At 70.1% G+C, this 26093-nt stretch carries 15 protein-coding genes and 1 pseudogene; 1 reads left to right on the forward strand and 15 read right to left on the reverse strand.

Features of this window, described 5'->3' with window-relative positions; genetic code table 11:
* Positions 1–16 precede the first annotated feature (16 nt).
* The 15 genes and pseudogenes from FHR56_RS07435 to FHR56_RS07505 form a co-directional block, all read right to left on the reverse strand.
* Entirely contained in the window at positions 17–1189 is a 1173-nt protein-coding gene (locus FHR56_RS07435; RefSeq protein WP_237473243.1) for a TolC family protein, read from the reverse strand.
* Between the two features lie 95 nt (positions 1190–1284).
* Positions 1285–7974 (reverse strand): Ig-like domain-containing protein, encoded by a 6690-nt coding sequence (locus FHR56_RS07440; protein ID WP_184502454.1) that lies wholly within the window; start codon positions 7972–7974, stop codon positions 1285–1287.
* Positions 7975–9691: 1717 nt separating this feature from the next.
* The gene (locus FHR56_RS07445; protein ID WP_160947333.1) at positions 9692–11608 is read right to left on the reverse strand and encodes a CocE/NonD family hydrolase; all 1917 of its coding nucleotides are present in this window, start codon (positions 11606–11608) and stop codon (positions 9692–9694) included.
* A 224-nt stretch (positions 11609–11832) separates the two neighbouring features.
* Positions 11833–13080, reverse strand: a complete 1248-nt coding sequence (locus FHR56_RS07450) for a glutamate-5-semialdehyde dehydrogenase (protein WP_160947332.1) — start codon at positions 13078–13080, stop codon at positions 11833–11835.
* Between the two features lie 136 nt (positions 13081–13216).
* Complete coding sequence (proB, locus tag FHR56_RS07455) at positions 13217–14413, reverse strand: glutamate 5-kinase (RefSeq protein WP_160947331.1); 1197 nt, start codon at positions 14411–14413, stop codon at positions 13217–13219.
* A gap of 4 nt (positions 14414–14417) precedes the next feature.
* A complete protein-coding gene (locus FHR56_RS07460; RefSeq protein WP_160947330.1) occupies positions 14418–14675 on the reverse strand; it encodes a YciI family protein in 258 nt (85 codons plus the stop codon).
* 156 nt (positions 14676–14831) lie between these two features.
* Positions 14832–16130 (reverse strand): argininosuccinate lyase, encoded by a 1299-nt coding sequence (argH, locus tag FHR56_RS07465; RefSeq protein WP_184502455.1) that lies wholly within the window; start codon positions 16128–16130, stop codon positions 14832–14834.
* 113 nt (positions 16131–16243) lie between these two features.
* Complete coding sequence (gene argC, locus FHR56_RS07470; protein ID WP_160947328.1) at positions 16244–17209, reverse strand: N-acetyl-gamma-glutamyl-phosphate reductase; 966 nt, start codon at positions 17207–17209, stop codon at positions 16244–16246.
* Entirely contained in the window at positions 17206–17823 is a 618-nt protein-coding gene (locus FHR56_RS07475; protein WP_160947327.1) for a GNAT family protein, read from the reverse strand. Before FHR56_RS07475 ends, argC begins: the two co-directional genes overlap by 4 nt.
* A gap of 26 nt (positions 17824–17849) precedes the next feature.
* Entirely contained in the window at positions 17850–19166 is a 1317-nt protein-coding gene (locus FHR56_RS07480) for an acetylglutamate kinase (RefSeq protein ID WP_160947326.1), read from the reverse strand.
* 79 nt (positions 19167–19245) lie between these two features.
* Positions 19246–20343: an acetylornithine deacetylase gene (locus FHR56_RS07485; protein ID WP_160947325.1), complete on the reverse strand. Its 1098-nt coding sequence runs from the start codon at positions 20341–20343 to the stop codon at positions 19246–19248.
* 11 nt (positions 20344–20354) lie between these two features.
* Positions 20355–20804, reverse strand: a complete 450-nt coding sequence (locus FHR56_RS07490) for a GNAT family N-acetyltransferase (RefSeq protein WP_160947324.1) — start codon at positions 20802–20804, stop codon at positions 20355–20357.
* 245 nt (positions 20805–21049) lie between these two features.
* Positions 21050–22285, reverse strand: a complete 1236-nt coding sequence (locus FHR56_RS07495; protein ID WP_017912497.1) for an argininosuccinate synthase — start codon at positions 22283–22285, stop codon at positions 21050–21052.
* Positions 22286–22342: 57 nt separating this feature from the next.
* On the reverse strand, positions 22343–23374 hold the full coding sequence (locus tag FHR56_RS07500; RefSeq protein WP_160947323.1) for an N-acetylornithine carbamoyltransferase: 1032 nt from the start codon (positions 23372–23374) through the stop codon (positions 22343–22345).
* A gap of 298 nt (positions 23375–23672) precedes the next feature.
* Positions 23673–24204: pseudogene (locus FHR56_RS07505) on the reverse strand (hypothetical protein).
* A 389-nt stretch (positions 24205–24593) separates the two neighbouring features.
* Between FHR56_RS07505 and cysS the strand changes: the two are divergent.
* The gene (gene cysS / locus FHR56_RS07510; protein WP_160947322.1) at positions 24594–26009 is read left to right on the forward strand and encodes a cysteine--tRNA ligase; all 1416 of its coding nucleotides are present in this window, start codon (positions 24594–24596) and stop codon (positions 26007–26009) included.
* The last annotated feature ends 84 nt before the right edge of the window (positions 26010–26093 follow it).

Genomic DNA, 26093 nt, shown 5'->3' on the forward strand with positions numbered 1-26093 from the left:
TGCTTCGATCCCCCCTTCACCCTGCATGCTTCGTCTCCTGGAACAGCGCGTGCAATGCGCCGATCTGTGCCGCCGCGCGGTAGCGCAGGCGCTTGCGTTCGATCCGCAGGCTGATCAATTGCCGCTCGGCTTCCAGGCGTTCGCGCTGCACGTTCAGCAGCTCGATCACCTCGCGCCGGCCCACGCTCAACTGCTCGCGGTACAACTCGGCCACTTCCACCGCCTGCTGCGCCTGCCGCAGCAGCGCCTGCTCGCGCCCGCGCAAGGCCTCGCCGCTGTCGGCGAGGGTCTGTACGGTGCGCCGCACCTCGCGGCGCATCGCCTCCAGGTTCCACTGCGCCGCTTCCAGGCGCTGGCGCGCGGCCTGCGGGCGCAGGAACGTGGACATGCCCTGGAACACGTCCATGCTCAGCCGCAGCGAAATGGTCGAATCGTTCTGCAGGCGGCCGCCGACGTCGCGACGCAGCGCGGCGGCCTCCAGATTGAGTTGCGGCTTCATCGCCGCGCGCGCTTCGCGTACTTCGGCCTCGGCCGCGCGTACCTGTTCGCCGGCCTTGCGCAGCAGCGGCGAGGCGTCCACCGCCTGCGCCAGCAACGGCGGCGCCAATTGCGGCAATTCCAGCGTCTCCGGTTCGACCAGATCCTCGGCCTCGGCCCCGACCAGCAGCAGGAACTGGTTGCGCAACTCCTGCAGCGCACCCTGCTCGGTCGCCAACTGGTCCTGGCCGCGGGCCAGTTCCAGCCGCGTACGCTCCAGTTCGCTGCGATCGGCATAGCCGCCGCTGCGCGCCTCGCTGAGGTCGGCGATCACCTGCAGGCGTTGCAGATGCGCTTGCACCGCCTGCAGCCGCTGCTGCGCCGCCAACACGTCCAGATACACCTCCACGATCTGCAGCGCAGCGTCGTCGGCGGCCACCTCCACCGCCGCGTCCTGCCCGCGCTGCTGCGCGCGTGCATTCGCCACCCGGCTCGACACGCGCCCCCAGTCGTACAGCATCTGCGAGAGATTGACGTCGTAGACCATCTCGCCCGGGTCCAGCGCCTTGGGCCCGGCGGCGACCGACAACGCCGGGTAGTAGCCGCTGCGGGCGATGCGCACGTCGGTGGCGGCGCGCGCCGCGTCCGCCATCGCCGCGCGCAACTGCGGCTCGATCGCCAAGCCGCGCTGCACGGCCTGCGTCAGCGACATCGCGCAGGCGCACGCCGGCAGCGCCAACCACAGCCCGACGGCCAGCGCCGGGCCGGACCGGCGCGTGCGCCGGTCCCCATCCCCCTTCCTCGCCATCAGGCCGTCACCACCGCGAGCGTGTTGTCCTCCACCAGCAAGGTCGCGGTGCCGAAGCTGTAGACGTGATAGGTGATGCCGTCGATCGCCTGGGTGGTGCCGCTGTCCACCGCGCCGATCACGTTGAGCACATCCGCCCCGTCGCCGGTGATCTGCAGGGTGTCGTTGCTGTCGGTGATCGCCAGCACTTCCGACGCGGTCAAGGTCAGCGTGCTGCCGGAATCGCCCTTGCCCAGGTCCAAGCGCTCGATGTTGCTCAGGGTGCCGATGCCCGCGGCGTTGTAGTCCAGATCGATGCCGTTGGCGAACAGCAGCGTGTCGAAGCCGGCGCCACCGTCGATGCTGACGAACGTGTTGCCGGTGATCTGGATGGTGTCGTCGCCGTTGCCGGCCAACACCTGATCGCCGCTGCCGACGTTGAAGATCAGGTCGCTGCCGTCGCCGGCGAGGATGCGTTCGCTGCTGCCGTCGGCACCGGACAGGATGTCGATGCCGCCGGTGCCATTCACGCTGATCGTGCCGATGCCCAGGCTGGCGCCGTTGTTGGCCAGGGTGATGCCGTAGCGGGCGCTGTCGTTGCCCTGCGTATCGGTGCCCACCACTTCGAACGACACCTGGGTTCCCAGGTTGAGCAGGCCCGAGGCGGTGAGCCCGAGTTGGTTCAGCACGCTGGAGCTGAGCAGGTTCAGGGCGAAGTCGCCGCTGGCATCGGCCTGGATCGGCGTGAGTTCGACATTGAGCGTGGGCGTGATGACCCGGATCGCCAGGCTCGCGTTCGGCTCGGCCTGCCCGCTGAAGCCGAACGTCGCCGGCAGCAGCGCGAAGTTCACGCCGAAGTCGCCGAGCGTCAGCGGCTGCGCGATGTTGGTGCCCACGCCCAGCGAGACGACCGGGCTGGGATTGCCGGCCGGGTCGGCACCGACCACCGAGACCTGCGCGTTCAACAGCTGCGCCCAGCTCAGGTCGATGTCCAGGCCGGTCAGCAGGTCCAGCGAGGCCAGGCCGCTGTTGTCGGCGGCGAGCGTGGCGGTGGCCTGCACGCCGCCGACGTTGACGTTGACCGTCAGCGCCAGGCCCGGCTCGCCGGAAATCGTCAGCAGGCTGCCGACCAGCGACAGCACCGGCGTCGCCGGCGCGACCGTGTCGATGGTGAAGCCGACCGAGGACGACAGCGGGCCGCCGTTGAGGTCGACCGTGACCGTCGCCGCCCCTTGCGGCAATGCCGCGCCGCCGCTCGGCGGCAGCACCGATACCAGCACGTTGCCGGCGCTCAGGTCGGCGCTGGTCAGGGTGTGGCTGACGTCGACCTCGTAGCCGTTCTGACCGGCGAAGTGCACGGTGACCACCTGCCCGACCAGCATGTTCGGCCGCAGCTGCACCGCCACCTGGATGCCGTTGCCGATCTCCGCAGCGTTGATCCAGGTATCGCCCGCCTCCGCCACGCTGAGCAGTGGCGGCGACAGGTCCGGCGCAGTGAGCAGCGCCGGCGCGCTGACGTTGCCGGCGGCGTCGACCGCCACCACCGACAGCGCCTGACCGATCACCAGCGGTGGCGACAGCGGCAGGCTGAAGCTGCCGTTGCCATCCACCTGGATCAGCAGCGGATTGGCGGTATCGCCGTTCACCACCACGCGCAGTTGCGCATTGGCCTCGGCGGTGCCGCTGAGCAGGCTGCCATCCAGGCTGATCGACACCACCGGCGCCGCTGGCGCCAGCGCATCGATGGTCAGCGTCGCCGGCGGGCTGGCATTGCCGGCCGCGTCGGTGGCGATGGCGCTGATCACCGTGCCGTTCGGCAATGCAGCCCCCGGCGTCACACTCCAGTTGCCGGACGCGTCGGCCGTGGCCTGACCGACCATCGTACCGTTGCCGTCGGTGACGGTAATGGTGGCACCGGCTTCGGCGCTGCCGACGATGGCCACGCCATTGCTCGCCTGCAGGATCGGGGCGGCGGGCGCCACTGCATCCACGATCAACGTCGCCGGCGCACTGGCGTTGCCCGCGACATCGGTGGCGATGGCGGTCACCACCGTGCCGTTCGGCAATGCGGTGCCCGGCGTCACGCTCCAATTGCCGGACGCGTCGGCGGTGACCTGGCCGATGAGCGTGCCGTTGCCATCGGTGACGGTGATCGTCGCCCCCGCTTCCGCGCTGCCGACGATGGCGACGCCATTGCTCGCCTGCAGGATCGGCGCCGCCGGCGCCAGCGCATCCACGGTCAACGTTGCCGGTGCACTGGCGTTGCCGGCCGCATCGGTGGCGATGACGGTCACCACGGTGCCGTTCGGCAACGCCGCGCCCGGCGTCACACTCCAGTTGCCGGACGCGTCGGCCGTAGCCTGGCCGATCAGCGTGCCGTTGCCGTCGGTCACGGTGATCGTCGCGCCGGCTTCGGCGGTGCCGACGATCGCCAGGCCATTGCTGACCTGCAGGATCGGGGCGGCCGGGGCCACGGCATCGATGGTCAGCGTCGCCGGCGGGCTGGCATTGCCGGCCGCGTCGGTGGCGATGGCGCTGATCACGGTGCCGTCGGGCAAGGCGGCCCCCGGGGTCACGCTCCAGTTGCCGGACGCATCGGCGGTGGCCTGCCCGATCAGCGTGCCGTTGCCGTCGGTGACGGTGATCGTCGCACCCGCTTCCGCGCTGCCGACGATGACCAGGCCATTGCTCGCCTGCAGGATCGGGGCGGCCGGCGCCAGTGCATCCACGGTCAACGTCGCCGGCGCACTGACATTGCCGGCCGCATCGGTCGCGATGGCGGTCACCACGGTGCCGTTCGGCAATGCGACGCCCGGCGTCACGCTCCAGTTGCCGGCCGCATCGGCGGCGACCTGGCCGATCAGCGTGCCGTTGCCGTCGGTCACGGTGACCGTCGCACCCGCTTCCGCGGTGCCGACGATGGCGATGCCATTGCTCGCCTGCAGGATCGGCGCCGCCGGCGCCAGCGCATCCACGATCAACGTTGCCGGTGCACTGGCATTGCCGGCCGCATCGGTGGCGATGGCCGTCACCACGGTGCCGTCGGGCAACGCCGTCCCCGGCGTGACGCTCCAGTTGCCGGAGGCATCGGCGGTGGCCTGCCCGATCAGCGTGCCGTTGCCGTCGGTCACGGTGACCGTCGCGCCGGCTTCGGCGGTGCCGACGATCGCCAGGCCATTGCTGACCTGCAGGATCGGGGCGGCCGGGGCTACGGCATCGACGATCAGTGTCGCCGGCGCACTGGCGTTGCCAGCGGCATCGGTGGCGACGGCCGTCACCACGGTGCCGTCGGGCAACGTCGCCCCCGGCGTGACGCTCCAGTTACCGGACGCATCGGCGGTGGTCTGGCCGATCAGCGTGCCGTTACCATCGGTGACGGTGACCGTCGCGCCGGCTTCGGCGGTGCCGACGATCGCACTGCCGTTGCTCGGCTGCAGCACCGGGGCGGCCGGCGCCACGGCATCCACCGTGGTCGTCGCCGGCGCGCTGGCGTTGCCGGCCGCGTCGGTGGCGATGGCGCTCAGCACGGTGCCGTCGGGCAATGCCGCCCCCGGGGTGATGCTCCAGTTGCCGGAGGCATCGGCCGTGGCCTGGCCGATCAGCGTGCCGTTGCCGTCGGTCACGGTGACCGTCGCGCCGGCTTCGGCCGACCCGACGATCGTCAGGCCGTTGCTCGGCTGCAGGATCGGCGCCGATGGTGCCGTCGTATCTACGGTGGTCGTACCCGGCGCGCTGACGTTGCCGGTCGCATCGGTGGCCACGGCGTTGATCACCGTGCCATCGGGCAGCGGGGCTCCGGGGGTCACGCTCCAGTTGCCGGACGCATCGGCCGTGGTCTGGCCGATCAGCGTGCCGTTGCCGTCGGTGACGGTGACCGTCGCCCCGGCTTCGGCGGTGCCGACGATCGCGGTACCGTTGCTCGGCTGCAGCACCGGGGCGGCCGGCGCCACGGCATCGACGGTCAGCGTGGCCGGCGCGCTGGCGTTGCCCGCCGCGTCGGTGACCACGGCGTTGACCACTGTGCCGTCGGGCAGCGCCGTGCCGGGCGTGATGCTCCAGTTGCCGGACGCATCGGCGGTGACCTGGCCGATTAGCGTGCCGTTGCCGTCGGTGACGGTGACCGTCGCCCCGGCTTCGGCGGTGCCGACGATCGCACTGCCGTTGCTCGGCTGCAGCACCGGCGTCGCCGGCGCCACGGCATCCACCGTGGTCGTCGCCGGCGCGCTGGCATTGCCGGCTGCGTCGGTGGCGATGGCGCTCAGCACGGTGCCGTCGGGCAATGCCGCCCCCGGGGTGATGCTCCAGTTGCCGGAGGCATCGGCCGTGGCCTGGCCGATCAGCGTGCCGTTGCCGTCGGTCACGGTGACCGTCGCGCCGGCTTCGGCCGACCCGACGATCGTCAGGCCGTTGCTCGGCTGCAGGATCGGCGCCGACGGTGCCGTCGTATCTACGGTGGTCGTGCCCGGCGCGCTGACGTTGCCGGTCGCATCGGTGGCCACGGCGTTGATCACCGTGCCATCGGGCAGCGGGGCTCCCGGGGTCACGCTCCAGTTGCCGGACGCATCGGCGGTGGTCTGGCCGATCAGCGTGCCGTTGCCATCGGTGACGGTGACCGTCGCCCCGGCTTCGGCGGTGCCGACGATCGCGGTACCGTTGCTCGGCTGCAGCACCGGGGCGGCCGGCGCCACGGCATCGACGGTCAGCGTGGCCGGCGCGCTGGCGTTGCCCGCCGCGTCGGTGACCACGGCGTTGACCACTGTGCCGTCGGGCAGCGGGGCTCCCGGGGTCACGCTCCAGTTGCCGGACGCATCGGCGGTGGTCTGGCCGATCAGCGTGCCGTTGCCGTCGGTCACGGTGACCGTCGCGCCGGCTTCGGCGGTGCCGACGATCGCACTGCCGTTGCTCGGCTGCAGCACCGGGGCGGCCGGCGCCACGGCATCCACCGTGGTCGTCGCCGGCGCGCTGGCGTTGCCGGCCGCGTCGGTGGCGATGGCGCTCAACACGGTGCCGTCGGGCAACGGGGTAGCCGGGGTCAGGCTCCAGGTGCCGGAGGCATCGGCGGTCGCCTGGCCGATCAACGTGCCGTTGGCGTCGGTGACGGTGACCGTCGCGCCGGCCTCGGCGCTCCCGGCGACGACGCTGCCGTTGCTCGGTTGCAGCACCGGCGCCGCCGGCGCCACCGCATCCACGGTGGTGGTCGCCGGCGGACTGACCGTGCCTGCGGCATTGCTGGCGACGGCGGTGATCACCGTGCCGTCCGGCAGCGGCGTGGCCGGGGTGAAGCTCCAGTTGCCCGCGGCATCGACGACGGCCTGGCCGATCGGCGCGCCATTGCCGTCGCTCAGCGTGATGGTGGCGCCCGCTTCGGAGGTGCCGGCGATCACGCTGCCGTTGGTCGCCTGGATGATCGGTGCCGCCAGCAGATCCGGCGCCTGCACGCTGGTCGGGGGGCTGTTGTTGCCGGCCGGATCAGTCACCACCACGGTCAGCGTCTGGCCGTCGGTCAGCGGCGGCTGCAACGGCAGGCTGAAGCTGCCGTCGCCGCCCACCACGACGGTGAAGTCGGGAACGCCGTCGCCATTCGCATCGACGCCCACCGTCGCGCCCGCCTCGGCGGTGCCGGTCAAGGTACCGCCATCGGCCGAGACCTGCAGATTCCCGGCCGCCGCCGGCGGCGTAGTGTCGGGCGCATTGACGCTGGCGCCGGGGCCGGTGTTGCCGGCCGTATCGGTCACCACCACGGTCACGGTCTCGCCGTTGGTCAGCGGCGGCTGCAACGGCACGCTGAAACTGCCGTCGCTGCCGACCACGGCGGTCACGTCCGGCACGCCATCGCCATTGGTGTCCACACCCACCGTTGCACCCGCCTCCGCGGTACCGGTGAGGCTGCTGCCATCCGCCGCGACCTGCAGGTTGGCGGCCGCAGCAGGCGGGGTGACGTCCGGTGCCTGCACCATCGCCGGCGGGCTGGAGGCCCCATCCGGGCTGGTGACCACCACGGCCACCATCTGGCCACCGACCACCGGCGCCGGCAGCGTCACGGTGAAGCTGCCGTCGGTGCCGACCACGACCACCGTGTCCACCTGTCCGTCGCCATCGGCATCGACGCCGACCGAGTGGCCGGGAGGCGCGTTGCCGCTGATCTGGGTGCCGTCCGGGGAGATCTGCAGATTGGTCGCCACGGCTGGTGCCGACGGCTGCGGTTGCGGCTGGGGCTGTGGCTGCACGATCTCGTTGCGGTCGTCCTCGCTGCCCATGCTGGCCAGCGCGCCCGCGCCGAGTGCGACGCCGCCCGCCATCAGCCAGGGCGCAGCCAGCCCACCGGCCGCGCCGCCCGCGCCGGCCACGCCGGCCGCGGTCAAGGATTCGAACCCGGCATCGCCGCCCACCGGCGCATAGCTGGCCAGCAACACGGCCCCTTCGCCGCCGGCGAACTGCACCGCCAGCAGATCCTGCTCCTGCGTCAGGAACAACGCGCTCGGCTCGGACGCAGGGTCGAAGAAGTGAACGATGCGGACCGTCTCGCCGTTCTTCATCCGCACCAGAAGATCGTCGCCTTCGCGGCTGTAGGCGGCGACCCTGTCGGGCGACACATCCAGTACCACCTGGCTGGCCTGGGTCAGTCGCACCACGCCGTCGGCCGGCAGCGGGACGGCGTGGGCGCGGGCGATGTCGGCACCGTGCGGGACAACCTTGACCTGGATACTCATGGCGAACACTCCTATCGCGAAATGGGACGGCAGCGTGCGAGCGCAAGCCAAAGGTGTTGGGCGGTCGGCGCGACAGCACGCCGTGCCGGCCGCTGCGCAGGCAAGACCTCACCTGCGCGGCCCGATTGGTCCACGACAAGCATTGGGATTGACGATCAGGCGACGCGGAAGGCGACGAACGCGCTACCGCGGCACGTCTACGGGCAGAACGCGCCTAGCGTCGACAGCGTGGGGATGCCCGATCGGGCGGGCGGCGGCAGCGGAACGCGAGGCACGGCGAACGGGACACACCGGCGGTATCGATAGACATCACGGACCCTCCTTCCTTGAGTCGCTCACAGTTCGAAAGCGGTGCAGCAAACACGCGTGCAGACGCAGTGCGCTTAGCTCCCCCCGGGCCGCCCCGACGGAACCGCCAATGGTGCCGGCCCGCCTTTCACTACTGAAGCGATCACGCAAATATGGATGCTGGCAACAGCGCCGACGTCGTATGCAATGCACCTCCGTCTGCACGCGGCGATCTTTGCCAACGACGCCACGCGATGGCAATAAAGCGTCACTCACCGTTTCTGAAAATGTGTTGAGCACCAACAAAAGATGACGGTTTTTTCACCATGTCATCTACCTAATTTAAGGCGTGTTTGCGCAAGACCGCGCGGCGGTGCGCGGCGTGGACGACAATGACGACGCGCGCCGGTGCGCTCTGCAAGCGATTGCAAACATGTCGAAGCAGCGCCGTACCTGTGCGTACGCAAACCATGCATACACGCGCACCGTGGGCACACACGCTGGAGCGCAGCTGCGCACCATGGAGCGATCGCGCGCGATGGCGTGGTCAAGCGACGACCAGGCCGGATCTGTACGCCAGCGCATGGCGGGACGCGCAGCCTGGAAGGCATGGCGCAGTCGTGCGGAAGCAGCCGGTTTTTAGCGCTTTTTTGCAGACAATGTCTGCTGCCACGTTCGTATCCCGCGGCAAGACTGCGCGACCAGCACCGATACGGCCACGGGCAACTCGGGTTGCATAGCGCGTAGCGACCTCCCTTGTTGATGCCTTGGCGCTCGGCGAGATCGGTGATGCCGGCGATGACCCATCGCCCTTTGTCGAACAGATGACCAGACATGCGATGAGGTCGCGCCGGCGACACCATGGCAGTGACATCCATGCACCTGGCTTCCATCGTCGGCATGATCCCTTCGTCGCTGGCGAAGGCGACCGGGCTGGTGGCGGAGAACCTGCTGTGGCTCTTCCGCAGCACCGTCTTCGATCCGATGGAGACGATCGCACTCGACGCGCTCGCGCCGAGCAGCCGCATCATGATCTCGGCTCTCCCAGTCCGACCGACAATGACCAGCACGCCCGCGTCGTGCAGACGCTCCTCGCCGGCGCCAGCGGACCGATCGCTGCGGATGGACGCGAAAGCAGTGCGAAGGGGTGCATCGCCTGTTCGCGCCCGGCAGCCAACTCCTGCAGTTCGCGGGGTCGGCCATCGTCGACACCCTGAACACGCGCTTCGCTGCCATCCCGACGATCGCCCGCCGTTTCGGCCACGGCCAGGCGCCACCGGGCGCGCGCGCATTGCTGCGAGGACCTGCACGCGTCCGCACCGCCAGTGACCCATGCATCGCGCCCCGAGCCAGGCGGCGGCGCCGGCAGCGCCGCCATCTGGCCATCAACATCCCCGCCGCGACGGCGCAGGCGGCAACCGCCGCGCGTTCAGTCCACCGGCAATGCGATGTAGCTCGCCTGCTGCGGCGTATGCCAGATCCGCTGCGTCGCCTTCTGGTAATCGCCCGGCTTGGCGAAGTAGATGTTCGGCACGTAGGTCTGCGGGTTGCGGTCGTACAGCGGGAACAGCGTGGACTGCACCTGCACCATGATCCGGTGGCCGCGCTCGAAGGTGTGGTTGGCGGTGGGCAGGCCGAAGCGGTAGGCCAGCGGCTGGTTCGGGGTCAGCGGCGCCGGATGCTCGAAGCTCTCGCGGTAGCGGCCGCGGAAGATCGCCAGCGACACCGGCAGCTCGTAGCCGCCCAGCTTCGGCTCGGAGGCCATCTGGTCCGGATAGACGTCGATCAGCTTCACCACCCAGTCGCTGTCGCTGCCGCTGGTGGACGCCTGCAGGTGCACTTCCGGCGCGCCGGCGATGCGCAGCGGCGCCTGCAGCGGCTCGCTGACGAAGGTCAGCACGTCCGGGCGGCCGTCGACGAAGCGCTGGTCGTGCACCAGCCAGGTGGTCCACATGTCGCGGTCACCGAACACCACCGGGCGCGGCACGAACGGCACCGGCTTGGCCGGGTCGGACACGTACTCGGTGTACTCGCCCTGCCCGGCCTTGGGCGCCTCGAACGAGACGCGGCCGCCAGCCTGCAGGTACAGCGGCTTGCTCTGCGCCGGGCAGCCCTGCGCGCAACTCAGCGGCCAGCGCTGCAGGCGGTCCCAGTGGTTGGCACCGGTGTCGTAGATCAGCACCGGCGGCGTGTCGGCCTTGGGCGCACCATCGACCAGGTACTGGTCGAAGAACGGCTTGAGCACGTCGCGACGGAACTGCAGCGCGGTGTCGCCGTCGAACTGCAGCGCGCCCAGCGAGGCGCCCTCGTAGTTGACCTGGCTATGCCGCCACGGCCCCATCACCAGGTAGTTCTTGTCGTTGCCGGTGTCGCGCGGCTCCATCGCCTCGTAGCTGTGGATCGCGCCCCACATGTCTTCCTGGTCCCACAGCCCCTGCAACCACATCGTCGGCACCTTCAGCGGGGTACGCGCCATCACCCTGTCCAGCGCCTGCTCCTGCCAGAACGCATCGTAGGCCGGGTGCTCGGTGAGTTTTCGCCACCACGGCAACTGCTCCAGCCCGGCGGCCTTGGCGTAGTCGCCGGCCGAGCCGGCGCGCAGGAAGTTGCTGTAGTCGTCGTAGCCCTGGCGCGGGATGCCCTCGCCCTTGCCGCGCCGGGTCGTCTGCCCGGTGAAGTAATCCAGGTTGACCTGGCGGAAGGCGCCGTAGTTGAGCCAGTCGTCGCCCATCCAGCCATCGATCATCGGGCTTTCCGGCGCGGCCACCTTCAGCGCCGGATGCGGATCGGCCAGCGCCATCACCACGGTGAAGCCCTCGTAGGACGAGCCGATCATGCCGACCTTGCCGTTGGATTCGGGCACGTGCTTGACCAGCCAGTCGATGGTGTCCCAGGCATCGGTGGCGTGGTCCACCTTGGTCGGATTGAGCGGCCCGCGCAGCGGCCGGGTCACCACGTAGTCGCCCTCGGAACCGTACTTGCCGCGGATGTCCTGGAACACGCGGATATAGCCGCCATCGACGAACACCTCGTCGCCCTGCGGCAGCAGATCGCGCATGTGCGGCGAGGCCAGCCGGCTGGCGCGGCCGCTAGCGTCGTAGGGCGTGCGCGTCAGCAGGATCGGCGCGCCGTGCGCGCCCTTGGGCAGCACGATCACCGTGTGCAGCTTGACCCCGTCGCGCATCGGGATCATCACCTCGCGCTTGATGTAGTCGTTGGCCGCGGTCGGCGCGACGAACGGCTTGCCGGTGATGTCCGGGGTCATCGGCGCGGTCTGGGCGAACGCGGTGCCGGTGGTGGCGAAGGCGACGGCAGCGGCGAGCAGGCAGGGAGCGAGGCGGCGCATGGGCGTTGGATCCCGAAAGGAGGCGAACCGGCGACGCTAGGCGACGGCGCCTCGCTCGGCAAGTGACAAAGGCTGGGCCGTCGGTCGCGCCTGGCCGCCGCCACGCCATGCAGGGGCGCCGCGCTTGAGTCCAGGTCGCTCAGCCCAGACCGACGCCCGGCCCCATCGCCGCCACGAACAGGACGCTGGCCACGTGGCTGGTCGCCACGTGACCACACCCCATGTCAGTGCCGGACCTGCCCTTCGCCGCGCACCACGAAGCGCTCCACGGTCAGCGCTTCCAGGCCCATCGGGCCGTAGGCGTGTAGGCGCGTGGTGGAAATGCCGATCTCCGCGCCCAGGCCGAGTTCGCCGCCGTCGGAGAAGCGCGAGGAAGCGTTGACCATCACCACCGCCGCGCGCAGCGCCTGCACGAAAGCCTCGGCGTTGGCGGGATCGCCGGTCGCGATCACCTCGGTATGGTCCGAGCCGTAGCGGCGGATGTGCGCGATCGCCGCGTCCAGGTCCGGCACCACCGCCACCGCCAGGATCAGGTCCAGGTATTCGGCGGCGTAGTCGTCGTCGCTGGCGGGGTCGATCTCCGGCAGCAGGGCGCGGGTGGCGGCATCGCCGCGCAGGGCGACGCCGTGCTCGCGCAGCGCCTGCGCCGCCAGCGGCAGGAAGCGCGCGGCCACGTCGGCGTGCACCAGCAGCGTCTCCAGGGAATTGCAGGCGGCCGGCCGCGTGGTCTTGCCGTCGAGGAGCAGCTTCACCGCCAGGTCCAGATCCGCCGAGGCATCGACGAACAGATGGCACACGCCCTTGTAGTGCTTGATCACCGGCACCCGTGCATGTTCGGCGACGAAGCGGATCAGGCCCTCGCCGCCGCGCGGGATCGCCAGGTCGACGATGTCGTGGAGCTGCAGCAGCTCCAGCATGGTCTCGCGGCGCAGATCCTCCACCAGGGTCAGCGCGGCCTCGCCGATGCCGGCCTCGCGCAGCGCCCGGCGCAACGCCGCGGCGATGGCGGTGTTGGAGTGGATCGCTTCGGAACCGCCACGCAGGATCACCCCGTTGCCGGCCTTGATGCACAGCGCCGCGGCGTCGGCGGTAACGTTGGGGCGCGCCTCGTAGATCATCGCCACCACGCCCAGCGGCACGCGGATCTTCTGCACGCGGATGCCGTTGGGGCGCACGTCGTCGCGGGTGACCTGCCCCACCGGATCGGGCAAGCCCGCCACCTCGCGCAGCGCCGCGGCGATGCCGTCCAGGCGCTTGCGGTCCAGCGCCAGCCGATCGAGCATCGCGCTGCCGACGTCCTTGGCCCGGGCCGCGGCCAGATCGCGCGCATTGGCGGCGAGGATGGCCTCCGCATCCGCCTCCAGCGCCGCCGCCATCGCCTCTAGGAGTTCCTGTTTGGCCGACGACGACAACTGCGCCAGCGCTTGCGCGGCATCGCGGCAGTGCAGGGCCTGGGTGCGGATGGAGGTCATTGGGGAAGTTCCAAAGTAGTTGGTGGTTTTGGGGGCGGGACCCGGGACCCGGGACCCGCAAGGCTGGGCGGCTGCCGAGTGCCGCCAAGCCAACACATCGCAAAAGCACGGCCAGCGCGACGGCAACACCCCGCCGCTAGGTCGTCGTTCCGGGCCCCGGGTCCCGGGCCCCGGGTCCCGGCTTCTCCAGCACCACCAGATCGTCCCGATGAATCACGTTCTCGCCGTAGTTGTAGCCCAGGATCGCCTCGATGTCGCGCGAGTGGCGGCCGGCGATGCGGCGGATGTCCACCGCCGCGTACTGGCTAACCCCGCGCGCCAGGCAGCGCTCGCCGGCGGCGTCGCGCAGGCGCACCTCGACCATGTCGCCGCGGCGGAACTCGCCCACGGCGCCGGCGACGCCGCCCGGCAGCAGCGAGGCGCCCTTGTCGAGCAGCGCGGCCGCAGCGCCGGCATCGACCAGGATCGCCCCGGGCTCGACCGGCACATGGCGCAGCCAGTACTTGCGCGCGGCGATGCGGGTGCGCGCGGCATGGATGCGGGTGCCGCGCAGGCGGTCCTGGGCCAGACCGCGCACCACCTCGGCGCTGCGGCCGTTGAACAGATAGGTCTCGATGCCGGCGGCGCCGGCCTTGGCCGCGGCCTCCAGCTTGGTGCGCATACCGCCGGTGCCCACGCCGCTGCCGCTGCCGCCGGCCATCGCCAGCACCGCCGCGCTCAGTTCCTGCACCTCGTGCAGCGGCTGCGCCTGCGGGTCACGGCGCGGGTCGGCGGTGTACAGGCCGTCGATATCGGTGGCGATGAACAGCGCATCGGCATCGACCAGAGCGGCGACGATCGCGGCCAGGTTGTCGTTGTCGCCGAGCTTGAGTTCGTCCACCGAGACGGTGTCGTTCTCGTTGACCACCGGCAGCGCGCCCAGCCGCAACAGTTCGCCCAGGGTGGCGCGCGCGTTGAGATAGCGGCGGCGGTTGCGCAGGTCGTCGTGGGTCAGCAGCACCTGCGCCACCGGCCGCTCGAAGAAGCGCTGCCACAGCGCGATCAGCTGCGCCTGGCCGAGCGCGGCCAGCGCCTGCCGCGCGGCCAGTGCCGCGCCGGCCTCGGCGGCCTTGGGCACGATGGCGCGCCCGGCGGCGACCGCGCCGGAGGACACGATCACCAGTTCGCGCCCGGCCGCCAGGTTGGCCGAGACGAACTGCGCCAGGCCCAGCGCGAAGCGTGGCGTGAGCCCGCCGCCGTCGGCGGCCAGCAGGCTGCTGCCGACCTTGAGCACCGCACGCCGCCACGGCGGCAGCGCTTGCTCGACGAAGGACGATGGGGTCTGCGAGGTCATGGGATCAGCGCGTGTTCCATTCGTGCACGGTGAGGTCGGAGCAGCCCTGGATCGCCAGCGGATCGGCGGCGACGATCGCCTGCGCCTGCGCCAGGTCGTCCACGCCTTGCAGCAGGTAGGCGCCGCCGCTGCGGTCGCTGAAGCCGCCGGTCAGCGCCAGCAGGCCGCGTGCGCGCAGGTCGTCGAGGAAGGCCAGGTGCGGGGCGACCACGCTCTCGTCGAAGTTGGGGTTGCGCATCGCCAGGACCAGGTAGTACTTCATCGTACGGTCTTCCTTCTGCAATCGGTTTGAATGTTCGGCGTCACAGCGAATCCTGTCTGTGGGAGGGGCTTCAGCCCCGACGCGTTAGCGCTGGGGCGTCGGGGCTGAAGCCCCTCCCACAGGATCAAGGCGCGGGACCGAAGCCTCTCCCACGCATCAGCCGCCCAGCGCCTGCCAACGCGCCTGCAGCGCGTCCAGGCGCAGATCCGCCGCCGCCCCTGGCGAGACCCGCGCGGCCAGGCTGCCTTCCGGCGTGCGCCCCTGCCCCGCGCTGTCGGCCGACGCGGCGGCGGCCTGGTAGGCCTCGCGGAACGGCACGCCGGCCACCGCGGCTTCCACCGCCACGTCGGTGGCGTACATGCCCGAATCGATCGCCGCGCGCAGCTTGTCCTCGCGCCACTCCAGGTTGGCCAGCAGCGCCGGCAGCAGTTCCAGCGCGGCCAGGCCGCGGCCGAAGCCGTGGAAGATCGCGCCCTTGCTGCTCTGCAGGTCGCGGTGATAGCCCGACGGCAGCGACAGCAACTGCTCGATCTCGGTGCGCGCGGCAGCCACGCTGGCGTGGGTGGCGCGCATCAGCTCGATCACGTCGGGGTTGCGCTTGTTAGGCATGATCGAGCTGCCGGTGGTGTACTGCGCCGGCAGCGCGACGAAGCCGAACTCGCCGCTGGTGAACAGCGACAGGTCCCAGGCCAGGCGGCGCAGGTCCAGGGTAGCGCTGCCCAGCGCTTCCAGCGCGGCCATCTCGAACTTGCCGCGCGACAGTTGCGCGTAGATCGGGCTGACCTGCAGGCGCGCGAAGCCCAGCGCGGCGGTGGTGTGGGCGCGGTCCAGCGGCAGGTTGACGCCGTAGCCGGCGGCGGTGCCCAGCGGATTGCAGTCGACCAGGCGCAGGGTGTCGCGGGCGCGCACGGCATCGTCGATGAAGGCCTCGGCCCAGCCCGCCCACCACATGCCGGCCGAGGACACCACGGCGCGCTGGATGTGGGTGTAGCCGGGCACCGGCAGGTCGCGCTCGGCCTGGGCGCGGTCCAGCGCCACCTTGGCGATCTCGGCGCTCAGTTGCGCCAGGCGCGCCAGCTTGTCCTTCAGCCACAGCCGGGTGGCGACCAGGATCTGGTCGTTGCGGCTGCGCCCGGTGTGGATCTTGCGCCCGGCATCGCCCAGGCGCTCGGTCAGCCGCGCCTCGATCGCCGAGTGGCCGTCCTCGAAGCGCGCATCCAGCACGAACGCGCCGCTGCGGAAATCCTCGGCCAGCACCGCCAGCTCGCGCTGCAGCCCGGCCAGTTCGTCCGCGGACAGGATGCCGATGCGCTGCAGGCCTTCGGCGTGCGCGCCGCTGGCGGCGATGTCGTGCAGGAAGAACTCGCGGTCCAGGAGCACGTCGTCGCCGGCCAGGAACGCCTGGATCTGCGTGTCGACGGCGACGCCGGGTTTCTGCCAGAGCAGATTAGTCATTAGGGGTCCTTTTTTTGCGGGACCCGGGACTCGGGACCCGGGACCTGGAAGAGCAAAAGCATTGGCTCTTGCTTCTTCGGGTCCCGGGCCCCGGGTCCCGGGTCCCGATGAATTCACACGGGAATCGACGTCAGTTCGTCCACGCCCAGCGCCAGGTTGAGGTTCTGCATCGCCTGCGTCGCCGCGCCCTTGAGCAGGTTGTCCAGCGTCGCCACCAGCACCAGGCGTTTGTTGCCCGGGGCCAGGGTGAAGCCGCCGAGCTGCACGCCGTGGCGGCCGGCGATGCGGCTGACCCACGGCGCCTCGTCGATCACCTCGATCAGCGGCTCATCCGCATAGCGGGCGCGATACAGCTGCTGCACCGCCTCCCGCTTCAGCGGCTGCTGCAGCCACAGGTTCACAGTCATGGTGATGCCGCGGAAATGCGGCGCCACATGCGGCATGAATTCCACCGGCACGCCGAGCTGCGCGGACACCTCGCGCTCGTGCATGTGGTCGGTCAGCGCGTACGGCATCAGGTTGTCGTGCAGCAGCGCGGGGTTGTTCTTGTCCGACGGCGTGGTGCCGGCGCCGGAATAGCCGGACACGCCGAAGCACTGCGGCGGCCCGGCGAGCTGCTCGCGCAGCGGCGCGATCGCCAGCTGCATCGCGGTGGCGTAGCAGCCAGGATTGCTGATGCGGCGCTGCCCGGCATAGCGCGCGCGGGTCAGTTCCGGCAGGCCGTAGTACCAGGCCGGGTCGAAGCGGTAGTCGGCGGACAGGTCGACCACTATCGGATCGGCCGCACCGGCGGCGACCGCCGCGTCCAGCGCCGCCACGTAGGGCGCGGCCTTGCCGTTGGGCAGCGCCAGCACCACCACGTCGGCGCGCTTGGCCGCCACCGCCTCGGGATCGAGGTTCTCGTAGCGCAGTTCGCCCTGGTAGGCGTCGTGGTGCGCATCGACGCGCTGCCCGTCCAGCTCGCGCGAGGACAGGAACGCCAGGCGCAACTGCGGATGCGCGGCGATCAGGCGGATCAGTTCTGCGCCGGTGTGGCCGCGGGCGCCGACGATGCCGATGGAATAAACGGGAATGCTCATGCGTGCGAATCCAGGCGGAACTGCAGGTGGCGTTTCACCCCGGCCCATTCCGTATCGATGATGGAGAAGATGACGGTGTCGCGCGGCGTGCCGTCGGCGTGGCGCTTGTGGTTGCGCAGCACGCCGTCCTGCTTGGCCCCCAGCCGTGCGATCGCGGTGCGCGAGGCGTGGTTGAACCAACTGGTCTCGAACACCACGCTGAGGCAGCCGAGCGTGTCGAAGGCATGCCCGAGCAGCAGCAGCTTGGCCTCGGTGTTCAGGCCGCTGCGCTGCACCCGCGGCGCATACCAGGTGTAGCCGATCGACAGCGTCGGCACCTGCGGATCCAGGCCGTAGAAGCGCGTGCTGCCGACGATCTCGCCCTGCGCATCGCGCACCACGAACGGCAGCACCCGGCCCAGCGCCTGCACCTCCAGCGCGGCGGCGACATAGGCGTCCACCCGCTCCGGCGCCGGCACGTTGGTGTACCACAGCGCCTCCAGGCCGCTGCCGCGTACGGCGTTGCGCAGGCCCTCGGCGTGCGCCGCCTGCAACGGCTCCAGGCTGACGTGGCGGCCGCGCAGCGTCGGCACCTGGCGCCAGGCGTCGGGAAGCTCGGGATCGATGCTGGACATGGGGTCGGTCCTAGGCGAAAAGTCGCTCAACCCTGCAGGGTCGGCGTGCGCGTGGCGCAATGCGCCACGCAGTGCTGGATCTGCTCGAAGGTCTCCAGGCCGTACCAGAACACCTTCCACTTCTCCTGCTTGAAGCAGCCGTCGGACTCGGCGTAGTAGAAAATGTTGACCTGGTTGTTGTGACGCGAGCGCCAGAACAGCTGCGGCGTCTCCTCGCGCATCACGTTCCACACCGCCCGCCCCAGGCCCTCGCCCTGCGCGTCGTCGAGCACGGCGAACTTGTCCAGGTAGGTGTAGCCGCCCTCGTCGGTCAGGATCACCGCGGTGCGGTAGTTCTCGCTGACGTAGGCGCGCAGCAGCCTGGTGGTGTCGAAGTAGTCCGGCACCAGGGTGCGGCCGAAACTGGATTCGATCAGGGTCTTCAGCCGCGGCAGGTCCAGCTCGCTCCACGCCGTGGCGCGCAGCACCTTCTCGCCGCGCCGCACCAGGGTGCCCGAACCCTTGTGGGTGAACAGTTCCTTGGCCAGGTCGGCCGGGCGCGTGATCGACACCGACGACTCCAGCGGCAGCCGGTCCAGCAGATCCTTGATCTGCTCGATCTTCACCTTCATGCCGCCATGGATCCACGGCTGCGCGATCAGGTGGTCGTACTCGGTGGACAGGTTGATCGAATCGATCACCGTGCCGCGCTCGTCGAGCAGGCCGCCGGTGCCGGTGAGGAAGATGATCTTGTACGGCTGCAGCTCCTGCACCAGTTCGTTGGCGGCGAAATCGGCATTGATGTTGAGGATCTGCCCGCTGGGGGTTTCGCCCAGGCTGGTGATCACCGGGATCGAGCCGGCCTGCAGGCTGGCCTCGATCGGCGCCAGGTTCACCGCGGTGACCTCGCCGACCAGCCCGTAGGTGTCGCGGTCCAGGTACTGCGCCTCGAACACCCCACCGGTGATCGAGGTGGCGCGCGCGCCGTTCTGCTGCAGCGCCTCGACCAGCTTGAGGTTGGAGGCCTGGAACACCCGGCGCACGATCGCCAGCGCTTCCGGCGAGGTCACCCGCAGGCCGTTGACGGTCTGCTTCTCGATGCCGGCGGCGGACAGCTCCGCATCCAGTTGCGGGCCGGCACCGTGCAGCACGATCGGGGTCAAGCCCACTTCCTGCAGGAACGACAGCGAGGAGGTCAGCGCTTCCAGGTCGTCGCGCAGCACCGCGCCGCCGACCTTGACCACGGCGAAGCGCTTGGCGTCCAGTTGCGAGAAGCGCTTGAGGTACTGGCTGATCTCCTTCGCGCTGGCCATGCTCGAGAGCAGGCGCACGATGGTCTGGCGGGTTTGGCGGTTGGCGTGCATGGCGTGGGGCGGTGTCCGAAGGAATCCAGGGTGGACGCGATCGCGGGATCGGTCCGGGCGACGTGGGAAGGCGCGCGGCTCAGCGCGCGCCGTTGATGATGCGGTGCACCGAGACGGCGTAGCGCTGCAGTTGCTCCAGCGTCACGAACTCATCGGCAGTGTGCGCCTGGGCGATGTCGCCCGGGCCATAGACCAGCGCGGTGTAGCCGCCGGCGGAGAACAGCGAGGCCTCGGTCCAGAAGTCCACCGCGTTGCCGATCGGCAACTCCAGCGCATCGGCGACATCGCGCGCGGCCAGGCGCTTGTCTTCGGCGCGGGCGACGTCGCCGGAGGGCAGACTCGGCCCGCGGAAGGTCTCCTCGAAGTGCGCCGCGGCCGGCTCGGCGAAGCCGGCGAAGGTCGCCAGCAGCGCGTCCACGTCCATCGACGGCAGCGGGCGGAAGCCGAAGCGCAGCTCCGCCGCCGGCGCGATCATGTTGGCCTTGATCCCGCCTTCGACCCGGCCGATGTTGAAGCGCAGCCCGGTCAGCCCGCCGAAGCGCGCATGCGCAAGCGACTCCACGTGGTCCAGCGCACGGCCGCCCCAGCGCATCGCCTGGTGCAGCGCACTGGCCGCGGCGTCCTGCTTGCCCGAGGCGTGGCCGGCGCGGCCGGCGAAGCGCATCAGCACCGAACTGATGCCGCGGTGCGCCAGCACCGCCTCGCTCATGGTCGGCTCGGCCACCAGCACCGCCTCGTAGGCGATATCGCGGGCCAGGAACGCGGCGATGCAGCGCGGGTCGTTGGCTTCCTCGTCGCTGGAGAACAGGAACGCGGCATCGCCGTCGCCGGCATTGGCCGCGGCCAGCAGCGCCGCCGCCGCGCCCTTGATGTCGCACACGCCCAGGCCGACCACGCGGTCGTCCAGGCGCCGCATCACGTGCGGATCAGCGCTCCAGTGCGGCGAATCCGGCACCGTGTCCAGGTGCACGTTGAACAGGTACTTCGGCGTGCCGCGCACCGCATACAGGCTGACCGCGCCGGCGCCGTGGTCGATCACCTCCACGGTGAAGCCGGGCAGTTGCGCGCGGATGTAGTCGAAGATGCCATCGGTCCCGATCGCCCGCGGCGGATTGCGGGTGTCGAAGGACACCAGTTCTTTCAGGTGGGTCAGGGTGGATTCGAGCAGGTCTGTCATGGCGGATCGGATCAGGCGGCCGTCGCCGCGGCCTGGTAGATGTCGGGACGCAGCACTTCCATCAGCGTCTGCGGCCGCGCCGGCGCGGCGAAGCCGTACTGCGCATACAGCGCATGCGCATCGGAGGTGGCGAGCATGAAGCGACGCAGGCCTTGCAGCTGCGGGTGGGCCATCACCGCCACCAGCTGCTTGGCGTAGCCGCGGCCGCGGTAGGCGTCGAGCACGAACACGTCGGCGAGATAGCCGAACGTCGCCCCGTCGGTGATCGCCCGCGCGAACGCCACCTGCCCCACGCCATCGAGATAGCCGCCGAAGCACAGCGAGCCGGCGATCGCCCGCTGCACCGTGTCCAGCGGGATGCCCAGGCTCCAATAGGCCTGCTCGCTGAGGAAGCGATGGATCAACGGCAGATCCAGTTCCTGCTTGTCGGTGCTGATGCGCAGTGCGTGCATGGGTTCCATCGCAGTGGCCCCCTTCTCCCACTGGGAGAAGGTGCCCCCGAAGGGGGCGGATGAGGGGCGCCTCGCGACACTTCGAGAAGCGCCCAGGCCGAACGCGTCGCCACGCGCCCGGATGGCGAACGATGGGAGCAAATGCTGCAGCAGTTCCCCATGGCTGGCGCGTGGCGACGCGTTCGTCATGTCGGTTCCGAAGGCTTCCTGCGGCGCCCCCAACCCCTCTCCCAAAGGGAGGGGGGCTCTAAGCGTCAGCGGTTGACCTGCGCGTACAGCGTCGAGCTCATCCCGAACAGCTTGATGAAGCCCTCGGCCTCGGCCACGCCCCAGTCCGCCGACTGCGCGTAGGTGGCGCCCTTGGCGTTGAGCAGGTGCGGCGACTTCACCGCCACCGCGTCGACGCGGCCGCCGCGGGTCTCCAGCGTCACTTCGCCGTTGACCATCGCCTGCGACGACTTCAGGAAGGCTTCCAGGTCAGTCTTCAGCGGATCGTGGTAGAAGCCTTCGTAGACCAGCTCCACCCACTTGCGCGCCACGTCCGGCTTGAAACGGTTCTGCTGCTTGGTCAGCACCGCGTCCTCCAGCGCGCGGTGCGCGGCCAGCAGCGCCACCAGGCCCGGCGCCTCGAACACGATGCGGCCCTTCAGGCCGATCACGGTGTCGCCGGTGTACACGCCACGGCCCACGCCGTACGGCGCGAACAGCTTGTTGAGCTTGGCCAGGATCTGTTCGCCCGGCAGCGCCTTGCCGTCGAGCTCGACCGCCTCGCCCTGCACGAACTTCAGCTTCACCGTCAGCGGCTCGGTCGGCCACGCGCTGCGCGGCGCGCACCAGCCGCGGGCGCCCTCGCCCGGCGCTTCCCAGCGGTCGATCTCGCCGCCGGACATGGTCAGGCCGAGCAGGTTCTCGTTGATGGTGTAGGCCTGCTGCTTGGCGCGCACACCGAAGCCGCGCTCTTCCAGGTACTTCTGCTCGTAGGCGCGGGTCTGGGTGTGTTCCTTCTGGATCTCGCGGATCGGCGCGACGATCTCGTAGTCGCCCAGCGCCTTGACCGCCAGGTCGAAGCGCACCTGGTCGTTGCCCATGCCGGTGCAGCCGTGCGCGATGGTCTTGGTGCCCAGTTCCTCGGCGCGCTTGAGCGCGGCATCGACGATCAGGTAGCGGTCGGACACCAGCAGCGGATACTGGCCCTGGTAGCCCTCGCCGGCCCACACGAACGGCTTGACGAAGCCGGCCCAGATCGCCGGGCCGCCATCGACGGTGACGTGGCTGGCCGCGCCCAGTTCCGCCGCGCGCTTCTCGATGAAGTCGCGCTCCTCGGCATCCACGCCGCCGGTATCGGCGAACACCGTGTGCACGGCATAGCCCTTGGCCTGCAGGTAGGGAATGCAGAAGCTGGTGTCGAGGCCGCCGGAGAAGGCGAGGACGATGTCCTTGAGGCCGGGAGTGGGGAGTGGGGAATCGGGAATGGTAGAAGCGGTGCTCATGGTTGTTTCCTTATCACGCGTAAAAGTGGGGGCTAACGCTGTTGCTGTACCGATTCTCTATTCCCGATTCCCGATTCCCGCTTGCGAAGCAAGCGCCGCCATGATCGCCTTCTGCACATGCAGGCGGTTCTCGGCCTCGTCGATGGCGATGCAGTTGGGCGAATCCATCACCGCGTCGGTGGCCTTGACGTTGCGGCGCAGCGGCAGGCAGTGCGAGAACACACCGTTGTTGGTCAGCGCCATCTTGCGTTCGTCGACGATGAAGTGTTGGTACTGGTCGCGAATCGGCTTCTCCGGGCCCCAGTTGCCGAAGAACGGCAGCGCGCCCCAGCTCTTGGCGTAGACCACGTCGGCGCTGGCGTAGGCGCTGTCGATGTCGTAGCTGACGGTCAGCGAGCCGCCGCTCTCTTCCACGTTCTGCGCGGCCCAGCCCATGTAGCGCTCGTCGAGCACGTAGTCCGGGGTCGGGCACAGCAGGGTCACGTCCATCCCCAGGCGGGTGGCGATGGTCAGTGCAGAATTGGCCACCGCGGTGTTCAGCGGCTTGGGATGGTAGGTCCAGGTCAGCACGTACTTCTTGCCGCGCAGGTCGCGGGTGCCGAAGTGCTCCTGCAGCGCCAGCGCGTGCGCCAGCTCCTGGCACGGGTGGGTGATGGTCTCCATGTTGATCACCGGCACCGGCGAGTACTTGGCGAAGCTCTTCAGCACCAGGTCCTCGCGGTCCTTGGCCCAGTCGACGAACTTCGGGAACGCGCGCACGCCGATCAGGTCGACGTAGCGGCCCAGCACCCTCGCCACTTCGGCGATGTGCTCTTCGGTGTCGCCGTCCATCACCGTGCCCAGGTCGAACTCGATCGGCCACGCGTCCTTGCCCGGCTGCAGCACCACCGCGTGGCCGCCCAACTGGAACGCGCCCAGCTCGAAGCTGGTGCGGGTGCGCATGGACGGGTTGAAGAACACCAGCGCGATCGACTTGCCCTTCAGCTCGCTGCCGAGACGGTTGCGCTTGAACAGCGCCGCCTGGGTCAGCAGCGCGTCCAGTTCGGCGCGGCTCCAGTCCTGGGTGTTCAAGAAGTGCTTCAGAGACATCGATCGATCCTTTGCAGCGGTGGGGACGCGGGACGCGCGGGAGGTTCTACAGCCTGGTTCTTTACGGGTGAAACTTTTCCGGGCGATGAAAACGAAAAAACCCAGCCTCGGGCTGGGTTTTCAGAACGAACGGCACGACGCTCCGGTTACCCAGCGAGAATGTGGGATTCCGGTCGACGCGCGCGCGACGTCATGCCCGAGGCCATGCGTGCGGCGCTGAGATCGTGCTGGGGCAGGTTCGCTTTCATCGGCGCGCATCCTCGCACGCGCACGCCACAGGCGCAAGCGCACGCGGCGCTCAGCGTGGCGGCACCACCACCGCATCGGGCACGTACGGCGCCACCGAGACGCGGATGCGCAGCCGGTTGCCCGGATCTTCCGGCAGCCGCGAGCGGTACTTGGTGCCCTTGTAGACATAGTCCACGTCGTAGGCGATGGGCCGACGGAACTCGCGGCCGACCTCGACCATCCGGCAATTGCGTCCGCCCGCCGGCGCCGTGGTCGGCGTGGCCGCCGGGGCCGGCTCCTCGTGGCGGCGGCTGAAGATGTCCTTCACCGAATCCATCAGCCGGTTGAAGCGGCTGTCGTCCTCGGCCGGTTTGGGCGCCGGGGCCGCCGGGGCCGGCGCGGGGGGCCGGATCGCATTGCTGCTCGGTCCGGGTGGCGCGCAGGGTCTGGTAGACCGGCTCCACGTTCAGCACCTGGGCGTAATCCAGCTTGACGTTCTCGATCACCACCACCCGGTTGCGCGCCTCGGAGTCCTGCGCCCAGGCCGGCGCGACGGCGCAGGCAAGGATGCCGACCAGCGGCAACAACAGGTTCGGACGCATCGGCAGCAGGCTTCGCAAGGGCAGACCAGTGAGTGTAGGCATGCCGCCTTGCGTCGGGCTGAACGCGAGCCGACAACCGCGCCCACCTGGCCAGAACGCGTCCCGCATCCCGGGCACCCGCGTCGGATCCGCCAGGCGCACGGCCCTCGCGTGGCGCAGCGCCCGACCGGCCGTCGGTCAAACCGTGCGGCCTGCGTGCCAGCCCACCCCGACGGACATGAGTGAGGCGCCCGTGGCGGCGGCGTCGCTCCGGCATGAAGACACGGCCTCCTCCTCGCGCGTTCTCGCCGACAGGCACGCGCAACGGCGGCGCGGCGCGCTCGGGCATGGATGGCCCGTCCTGGGGCGGCTGCCGGTAGAATCGGGCGGTTTCCCCACCGCCGATGCCGATGAGCCTGCGCCTGCACAACAACCTGACCCGCCGGGTCGACGCCTTCGAACCGCTCGATCCGGTGGCCGGCCCGACGCTCTACGTCTGCGGCCCCACCGTCTACAACTACGCGCACATCGGCAACGCCCGCGGCCCGGTGGTGTTCGACGTGCTGGCGGCGCTGCTGCGGCGCCGCTACGGCAAGCTGCGCTACGCCCGCAACATCACCGACGTGGACGACAAGATCAACGCCGCCGCGCAGGCGCAGGGCGTGCCGATCTCGGCCATCACCGACCGCTTCGCCGCCATCTACCGCCAGGACATGGCCGCGCTGGGCGTGACCCCGCCCGATATCGAGCCGGCGGCCACCGCGCACATCCCGCACATCGTGGCGATGATCGAGCGGCTGATCGCCAGCGGCCACGCCTACGCCGCCGAGGGCCACGTGCTGTTCGCGGTGGCCAGCTTCGCCGACTACGGCAAGCTGTCGCGGCGCGACCCGGAGGAGATGCTGGCCGGCGCCCGCGTCGAGGTGGCCCCGTACAAGCGCGACCCGGGCGACTTCGTGTTGTGGAAGCCCTCCAGCGACGACCTCCCCGGCTGGGATTCGCCGTGGGGCCGCGGCCGCCCCGGCTGGCACATCGAGTGCTCGGCGATGGCCGCCGCGCACCTGGGCGAGACCATCGACATCCATGCCGGCGGCGTCGACCTGCAGTTCCCGCACCACGAGAACGAGATCGCGCAGAGCGAATGCGCCCACGGCGGCGCCCCCTTCGCCCGCGTCTGGCTGCACAACGGCATGCTGACCTTCAGCGGCGCCAAGATGAGCAAGTCGCTGGGCAACATCGAGACCGTGCACGACCTGATCGAGCGGCATCGGCCGGAGGCCCTGCGCTGCGCGCTGCTCAGCGCGCACTACCGGCAACCGCTGGACTGGTCCGACGCCCTGATCCAGGCCCAGGTCGCCCGGCTCGACGGCCTGTACGGAACGCTGCGCGATCTGCAGGGCATCGACGCCGCGCCGGTCATTCCGGCGGAGATCGAAGAAGCGCTGGACGACGACCTCAATACGCCGCTGGCGCTGTCGGTGCTGTCGAGCCTGGCGACACAGGCACGACAGGCGCTGCGCGAGCTGGCACCGGCCGGCGGCCCCGCCCCTGCCGATGCCGCGCAACGTGCCGACGCGCTGCGCCAGGCCAAGAGCCACCTGCTCGGCGCCGGCCTGGCCCTCGGCCTGTTGCAGCAGGATCCGCAGGTCTGGTTCCAGGGCGCCGGCAGCGACGACGACGCCCACATCCAGGCGCTGATCGACGCCCGCAGCGACGCCAAGAAGGCCCGCGACTTCGCCCGCGCCGACGCCATCCGCCAGGAACTGGCCGAGGCCGGCATTGTCTTGGAGGACACGCCGCAAGGCGTACGCTGGAAGCGTGGGTGAACACCACACGCGCAGTCAGAAGAAGCGAGGCTGTTCCCTTCTCCCCTCGGGAGAAGGTGCCCCGAAGGGGCGGATGAGGGTACG

Source organism: Xanthomonas sp. F10 (assembly GCF_014206815.1).
Lineage (GTDB): Bacteria > Pseudomonadota > Gammaproteobacteria > Xanthomonadales > Xanthomonadaceae > Xanthomonas_A > Xanthomonas_A indica.